Annotated in this window: 7 protein-coding genes and 1 pseudogene; 2 read left to right on the top strand and 6 right to left on the bottom strand. The window is 41.2% G+C overall.

What is annotated here, in order from left to right; all coding sequences use genetic code 11:
- Positions 1–182: 182 nt before the first annotated feature.
- The gene (locus BUB71_RS15910) at positions 183–578 is read right to left on the bottom strand and encodes an NUDIX hydrolase (RefSeq protein WP_073157043.1); all 396 of its coding nucleotides are present in this window, start codon (positions 576–578) and stop codon (positions 183–185) included.
- Positions 579–590: 12 nt separating this feature from the next.
- A pseudogene (locus tag BUB71_RS15905) lies at positions 591–1396 on the bottom strand (histidinol-phosphatase HisJ family protein).
- 387 nt (positions 1397–1783) lie between these two features.
- On the opposite strand from BUB71_RS15905, the gene arsC reads away from it, so the two are divergent.
- Complete coding sequence (gene arsC / locus BUB71_RS15900) at positions 1784–2206, top strand: arsenate reductase (thioredoxin) (protein ID WP_073157040.1); 423 nt, start codon at positions 1784–1786, stop codon at positions 2204–2206.
- Positions 2207–2441: 235 nt separating this feature from the next.
- On the opposite strand, the gene BUB71_RS15895 is transcribed toward arsC, so the two are convergent.
- From BUB71_RS15895 to BUB71_RS15880, 4 genes are all read right to left on the bottom strand, one after another.
- The gene (locus BUB71_RS15895) at positions 2442–3251 is read right to left on the bottom strand and encodes a hypothetical protein (RefSeq protein WP_073157037.1); all 810 of its coding nucleotides are present in this window, start codon (positions 3249–3251) and stop codon (positions 2442–2444) included.
- A gap of 457 nt (positions 3252–3708) precedes the next feature.
- The gene (locus BUB71_RS15890) at positions 3709–4689 is read right to left on the bottom strand and encodes a BtrH N-terminal domain-containing protein (protein WP_073157034.1); all 981 of its coding nucleotides are present in this window, start codon (positions 4687–4689) and stop codon (positions 3709–3711) included.
- On the bottom strand, positions 4673–5245 hold the full coding sequence (locus tag BUB71_RS15885; RefSeq protein WP_073157031.1) for a PadR family transcriptional regulator: 573 nt from the start codon (positions 5243–5245) through the stop codon (positions 4673–4675). The genes BUB71_RS15890 and BUB71_RS15885 overlap by 17 nt, the downstream gene beginning before the upstream one ends.
- Before the next feature lie 376 nt (positions 5246–5621).
- Positions 5622–6509 carry a sigma-70 family RNA polymerase sigma factor gene (locus BUB71_RS15880; RefSeq protein ID WP_073157028.1) on the bottom strand — a complete coding sequence of 296 codons (888 nt, stop codon included), beginning with the start codon at positions 6507–6509 and terminating at the stop codon, positions 5622–5624.
- Positions 6510–6741: 232 nt separating this feature from the next.
- Here BUB71_RS15880 and BUB71_RS15875 point away from each other — a divergent pair, with 232 nt between their 5' ends.
- Positions 6742–7167 carry a VOC family protein gene (locus tag BUB71_RS15875; RefSeq protein ID WP_073157025.1) on the top strand — a complete coding sequence of 142 codons (426 nt, stop codon included), beginning with the start codon at positions 6742–6744 and terminating at the stop codon, positions 7165–7167.
- The last annotated feature ends 264 nt before the right edge of the window (positions 7168–7431 follow it).

The following is a 7431-nucleotide window of genomic DNA, read 5'->3' as shown; positions in this document are numbered from 1 at the left end:
CGATTAATGAATAAGTGGATGGACATTTCCACTCGAAAAGCACCTTGGAACCGCTAACCCTTTGGGTTTAGCGATTAATTATGCAACAACCTCTATATAGAAAATGGAGGTTGATTTAGATAACATAGACAACAAAAGAGAAGAATTTCAACTTACAGCAGGTTAGGACCTTTTTAAATTTTTCATTCCGCTACATAATTCGCTCTATTTTTTAGCATTTTATTAAAGTCGCTATACCAAGGCATTAATTCTTGAGCTTTATCTAATTTTAACCATTCGACTTTTTGAATCTCTTCATCTTTTTCAAAATCAATTTCTCCTTCTATTATTTCTCCCTTAAAAGTAAAAAAAACATCATGTGTATCTTCAATTCGTTCATTGATGTTAATCACTCCATCAACTATAACATCTAATCCTGTTTCTTCTCTTGCTTCCCTTATAACTGCTTCTTCTAACGTTTCCCCATCTTCTCTTTTACCCCCTGGTAAACTCCATGTCTTCTCATTTTTTACCATGAGAACATATTCATCTCTTCTTAATAGAACGTATACAACGTCTATTCTTTGTTTGTTTTCCATGTTCACCACCTCCTAGAGTTTAATCATTCGTCGCACTCGTTTTTCAAAGATTGCCCATTCTCGATAACCAATTTCTTTCAAATAGTTTGTTACTTCTTCCCATTCATCCCCAACCCTCTCTGGGATATGAGCATCTGAACCAAAAGTCACTTTTACGTTATAAAAGCATGCCCTTTCTAAAATTTCACTAGATGGATACCAACCTCCACACTCTTTCGTTTTACCAGATGTATTCACTTCAATTGTTCCATCATGACTTGCAATAATTTTTAATGTTTGATCTACTACTTCAGTATTGATTTGAGAAAATGTAGGATAAACTCCTTTCATTGCATCAATATGCCCCAAAACATCAAACAGACCGCTCTTTGCAGATTCTTGAATCAACTTGTAGTATATCTCCTTTTCTTTCGTTTGTTCCTGCTCACTTAAATCCTTCCATCGGTCTTTGTTAAAGATACTCGCCCCATTCGAAATGTGTACTGAACCAATGACATAATCAAATGGATACTGTTCTAATTGCCGTTTATAAAGTTCAACATATTGCGGAAAAAAATCTGCTTCTATTCCTAATAAAACATGAATATCCGATTTATATTTTTCTTTTAGCTTGATTACTTCATTGACGTAATCAGGGAATTCGCTTTTTGCCATTGCAATATTAGGTTTTATATGATCTTCTTGACTTGCAAAAAAAGAGAATGATCCGAGATACCTATCATTTGCAAACCTTTGCGAATAGCAGCTTCGATATATTCTTCAATTTTGCCATAAGCGTGCCCACATCGATTATGATGAGTATGTAAATCAAACTTCATGATTCCCACCCACTTAGAAAAAATTTCAAAGAATGATATCTAAATTATGACCTCAACTTAACGCTTCTTTCAACCAAACTTAACAAAAAACCTCATCAAAAGCATTATACACTTCCATTTTTTAATAATTTTATTATCTGAATAACTTCTCCAGAGTGTTTAGTAATGTTTGATAGTTTCTATCTAAATTGTCCAAGCGTACTCCCATAAGTAGTGAGGTGAATGGACGTGGTTTGTATCCCTATATAAGAGGTGCTTAGAACCGCCTTCCTTTGTTAAAATAGACGTAGCTCTTTGAAAGAGGTTCAATTAGTTTTCAGGTAATATATTTGGGTTCAGGCTAAGATCGTTTAAATTATAAGAGGGAAACTTGAGGAGGTACTTTCCATGAAGAAAAAGAATATCATTTACTTTCTTTGTACTGGAAATTCTTGTCGGAGTCAGATAGCAGAAGGATTTGGAAAGAAATATTTAAATGACGAATTTGATGTCTATAGTGCTGGGATTGAGGCACATGGTGTCAATCCAAAAGCTGTTGATATAATGGCTGAGAAAGGTATAGATATTTCTAATCAAACTTCAAATATCATTGATCCAGTCATCCTTAATGAAGCCGATTATATCATCACACTCTGCGGAGATGCGAACGACAAATGTCCAATGACACCCTCTCATGTTAAACGTGAGCATTGGGAATTTGAAGACCCTGCACAGGCTGTTGGAACTGATGAAGAAATTCTGGAAATCTTCCGTCGGGTCAGAGACCAAATCGAAGATCAAGTCATCCGATTTAAACAGGAATCTAATTAAATAAGAAATGAAATTGTTTCTTAAAAAGATTGAGCTGCTTGCGTCAATTAACCCAAAAAGAAAATTACATTTTCATCGTTTAGTAACCGGATTTACCTTTAGAATCACAGGAGGAACTTTAGCCATCATGACATTCTGCTTATTTGACAATATATAAAAACGAATATTAACGGAACATTAAGATAACAATTATTACGCGACCTCTCCTGGCTGGAGAAGTGCGTTGATGGCGTTGTCAGATGGGGTAGATGCGGGTGACCCTGACTTTATGTTCTTCGTTGTTTGGATAGGAACACTGGCTGATGATTCCCTTACCCGATAGACTAGCATCTACATCAAGTCTCGTTCCGTCTGACCTTCGGTAGTAGATCGAATATTGAGTATCTCTTAGAGATCCATTGATTAGGGCGCGAATTACCTCCTCATCGAAGTAGGTGCTGGCTGGGTCATCTGTCTCGCGTGCCTTTTCCTCGATGATCAGCGTGTCAAGCCACGCTGAACCGGTGCTTCCACCGAAGATTTGGCACATCTGTTCAGCTGCCACTTCGGCGCCTACAGGAAGCTCCAGTTCCTCGATAGTAACATCGATGTGGAGCTCAAAGCGCGTTGGATAGATGTGTCCATAGACCACACACTGGGTCGTGGTGCGCACACACCCGTCCTCTTCCTCCTCCTCGATCTGAAAAACTTTACCGGAATGGAAAGGCTCCTGCTTGAGCTCGGAAGAAAGGGGTTTTTTCCAGAGCAAGTGCCACAGGTACGTTGTGTCGATGTAGACCTGAGTTGAAGGAGGGGCTGTCTTCTTGAGCTGCAGCGCCCACTCGATTTTTTCATCGAGCTCATTAAGACCGGTCGAACAGGTTCTTCCCGGTATCCAGCCGAAGAGGGCACAGGTCAACGGGTTAGTGTAATGCTTGAAGTCGTCTACAGTATAGCTGATTGCTCGTGGCTCCGATGGTTCCGAAATGACGAAGTTGGACGGCTTGCTCTCCTTGTTGGCGAAGATTGAGAACGACTTAACGATGGCCTTGATCCACCTGATCATGGTGTTCCCCTTCTGTGACGAACTATCATTTTGTTCAGCTTGCTTCGTTGCCGTGTAACGGCTCCATCTCTGGCAGCATCACAAGGATTCCGCTTTATCCCAGGAGCAGTTAGCTGTACATAATTCCGCTAATGACCCATGGGGTATGCTAAGCGGATAAATCATCGTCTTCTTATTACAACAAGAATAATATTCACATGTCAATAGATCAACTTACACACCATATCGTTTGATAAACGGAACACACTCTTAACGTATTCCATTTTTAGAACAGCGCTAGAGGTATGGGTTGTAGATGAATCAGATCTGTTTCAAAACAACACCTTCAATAATGAAAAAACCCTCGAAATAAATCAACAGTACATTGTTCTATTTCCTATGCGAACCCATATACATCTGGTTTGATTTCTGCAGGCACCCCGCTTGGATACCATTTAATTCCCTGACTCCAATGTTGTCAGGATAGTAGCTCCATCGCTGTGCGTTCTTTATCCGCAATCTTGAGCAAAAGCTTCGACGCTTGCTCCAACTCCTGTTGGTTACCTGTTCTTCCCATACGATCGATCGAAGCAGAAACACTGACCCACATTGGAGCGATTTCCGTAAACAAACGGTAGGCTTGTTCGATTTTCAGGTCTTCCAACAGATCGACGCATTCTTTCAGGAAATCCCTATACAGATTCCGAAACAAAGCGCCACCAGTTCCAGCTTGCTCCATCAGCATAGCGGTCAGGCATAAATCATGTTCAATATTGTTGCTACGGGAAGGCCACTTCAAGATTTCATCGCTCATTTTGACAATGCCTTTGTTCCCGATATTGCGAATGGGCGGATTCAAATAGTCATACGAGTTCTTGGTCAAGGATGCCCGTATAGCGGGAATGAGTGGCGGCAAGGCGTCGATCTTCTCGAGCGTAAAAGAACGATTCCGGGAACTCATCGGCCCCTTTGCCTTTCTGGCATCAGCCAAACTGTCCAAACTCGTCTTCACCAGTCCGCCCTGTTGTCTGGTATCCGCCATATATGCGTATTCTTCATCAATCCCGTATAGGACCGCATAGTGACCGGCAAAATGCACTTTGTTCGTAAAATAGTCCAAGTAATAGGAGTCTAATTTCAACCCGACAGGAATTCCGTGTTTAATGTTGCTTCGTACGTTCTTCCACGCTTTATCGACGGATGTCGTTTCTTGAGTGCTAACGGTCAAACCCAGTTGGGCGGCAAGATTGGTCATCAATTTATCTGGTTTCACCCTTCCTCCGATGAACGGAAAGTCCATCCTCTTTGAGTCCCAATATATGAATCCAAGCCCTTGCCCGAGCCCGAACAGCATCGGCTCCGACAGCTGAACTCCCACAAATTGTAGTAGATTACCCATAGCTGTTGTTTCACAATGCTCGCCTTTATAGGGAACGAATCCGTCAATGATTTTGGCCATATTCCTCTGTCCCCTCCAACAATTCTTTTATCAGATTGGCAACGAACGTTCGCTCGCTCTCGATGAGGCTTATCGAATGCAAAAACAGCGCTCTTACGTTCAGCGGCAATCGAATGCCGCCTTGCGATTCATACTTTTGCTCTATTTTTCTTGAAGTCTCTCGAAGAAATTCCAACCGATTCCGCAAAGCTTCCACGACTTCGTCCTTCGCGACAAGAGGCAAAGCAGCCAGGCCGAGATCGAAGCGGCTATCACGCTCTCGTGCAGATGACAGGCTATCCAGGATTTCTTGTTTTAATTTGGCAATACCGGCTTCGGTGAGGACAAAACGATTCGGCATAGGCCCCTTACCGGATTTTTCGTCGGATTTCTCGGTAGCGATCCAACCTTTACTGCTCAGCTTCTTCAGTCCTGCGTAAATCGAAGTCGTGCCGATATTCGCCCATTCCCGATAACCACGTTGATCAACTATCTTCTTGATATCGTATCCTGAAGCCTGACGACATTCCTTAATCATTTGCAGCAGCATAAATTCTACATTCGAAATTGAGTGCATGAAGTACTCCTTAATCTTTAATATTTCATATATGAAATATAACACCAGTGTAATAAAAGTTCAATAATCAAATCTATTAGAGATTCACGTAACTTCTAAATTAGGTGTTTTGCCACCTCTCAGAAATTGGAAATTGTTGAATCTATCATTCTTAGAATTTGATGAAATTACTAGCTGTCCTCTCAAAATAAGGGAATTATACAAACATGCCGGACGACATGATAGTAGACCTTTTCACTTATCATGTACCACCTTTTCCAACAGTTGTTTGAGTTTTTCTGCTTCTAATCAATGATTTCACTGATAAAGTAAAAAAACGCATGGTCTGAAATAGCCACAGTGCGTTTTTTCTTTTACAGTCTCTTTGTCTATCAATTTAATAATCGTTCAATATGGCTAAATCGAGTTGGCTAAGTCGTGCCTGATCGGCAATCATTTCCATCTCGGTGATCTTGTCATCCACAATCTTGAATTCGAGCACGAAAACAGGATGACTCAAAGGACCTATGACGGCTCCCACAGATCCGTTCACGAGCACCGGCTTCGCACCATGGGCACGACCAGTGAATTGCTTAGCAACCGCTTGTGAACCATGTACAACTGGCGTATTGACAGCTGGAGGAAATGCAGTGTCGTTTCGGAGTACGACATTTGGGTCTAATACTGTGAGAAGTTTCTCAAAGTCTCCATTGCGTGATGCGGCAATGAACGCATCTATAAGCTCCCGTTTTCGTTTGAGCTCCGCTTCTGCTGTTTGCAAAGTCGACTCAACACCACGAACCCGGCGACGTGCGCGGCTTGCAAGCTGCCTTGTCGCCGTCTCATTACGTCCAATGATGGGAGCAATCTCCGAGAAAGACAAGGAGAATATATCGTGCAATACAAAAGCAATGCGTTCAGCGGGATTTAATTTTTCAAGGACTACAAGCATCGCAAAACCAACAGAATCGGCCATCAGTGCTTCGTTCTCGGGGTCACTTCTGTCTTGATGACTAGTAACCAGTTCAGGAATATTATCCATCGTAAGCTCCTCGCGCCTTGATTTACGAGATCGCAGCATATCTAGACATACCCTTGAGACGATTGTTGTCAACCATCCTCCCATATTCTCGACTCTACTAGTATCAGAACGGCTAAGACGTATCCATGTTTCTTGTATAGCGTCATCCGCTTCACTCAGAGTTCCGAGTATCCGGTAAGCTACCGCTTGCAGGTGATTCCGATGTGCTTCAAATTGCTCCACAAGCCAACTGTGATTGCTCATGCTGCCACATTCCTTCCTTCATTTCCTTTTTATTTATATCTTTTTACTTAATATGTCGTATAAAACTCAGTAAATGTGACAGAGTGATTTGGAGCATACCGTTTTTTTAAGATTCTCATAAAAAATTTTACAGATTCGGTCACGTTTCTCCAGTTATGTACGACATAGTTAGTGACAAGGAAAATCGCCCTATGTCACAGAAAAAAACATCTAAATTTAGGAGCTGATTGTTATGAGTACGAGTTTGATCCCTTTTCTTGAAATGAACGGAAGCGCTAATGAGGCCATCGATTTTTATGTGAAAGCGCTGGATGCACAGGTTGTCTATACATTGCGATTTGGCGATATGCCGGAAAATCCAGAATCCCCGCTGTCTCCAGAAAAGAAAAACTTGATCAACTATGCCATTTTGAAAATCGGCGAAGCAGAGCTTCAACTATCCGACCATTTTACTCACAGTCACTACCAGAAGGGAACACAAGTGACCATCGTTGTTAAAACCAATGATAAAGACCAAGCTACTAGATATTTTGAAGCATTGAAGGAAGGCGGTCAGGTGAATAATCCACTAGAAGCAAATTTCTTCAGCCTCGCTTATGGTAATGTAACGGATAAATTCGGCGTTACATTCCGGATCATAGCAACAAAGCAACAATGATTTATCCCAGCAAGTCCTCCATACACAAATATCAGGAAAAGCAAGCGGCTCTTTTCACATTATACACAGGAAGAGCAGCTTGCTTTTTGATGAATTGTTTTTTTAACGTTTGAGAAAAGATTAATATGATGGTGTCAACAGAAAGCTCTCTCTTTTCAATCAAATTAGCAATCGTTTTGTACTTGATAGAAAGTCAGTATCAAAATAGATTTGGGGATTTTAAATAGGAGTAGTAGGTAATTTGATAGATATGCAGCAGAACAT

Source organism: Seinonella peptonophila, assembly GCF_900129355.1.
In the GTDB taxonomy this organism is placed as follows: domain Bacteria; phylum Bacillota; class Bacilli; order Thermoactinomycetales; family Thermoactinomycetaceae; genus Seinonella; species Seinonella peptonophila.
The sequence above is the reverse complement of the archived record's forward strand: the minus strand, read 5'-3'. Positions and strand labels throughout refer to the sequence as shown.